This is a genomic window from Rhizobium ecuadorense, assembly GCF_001187535.1.
Taxonomy (GTDB): domain Bacteria; phylum Pseudomonadota; class Alphaproteobacteria; order Rhizobiales; family Rhizobiaceae; genus Rhizobium; species Rhizobium ecuadorense.
On record NZ_LFIO01001824.1, the window covers coordinates 1 to 209 of the forward strand.

General features: G+C 54.5%; 1 protein-coding gene. It reads left to right on the forward strand.

Features of this window, described 5'->3' with window-relative positions:
* The coding region (locus AF337_RS38665) for a transporter substrate-binding domain-containing protein (RefSeq protein WP_152971365.1) at positions 1–209 on the forward strand (209 nt) is incomplete at both ends.

The window sequence follows — 209 nt, forward strand, 5'->3', positions numbered from 1 at the left end:
GGCCGAAGTTCGCTTCGGCGTCATGAACGAATCCTATCCACCTTTCTTCGCCAAGGACGCCTCCGGCCAATGGCAGGGATGGGAGATCGACCTTATGAATGCCGTATGCGAAGAGATGAAGGAGAAATGCTCGATCGTCGAGATTTCCTGGGATGGTCTCATTCCGGCGCTCCAGAGCAAGAAGTTCGACGTGATCTGGTCGTCGATGT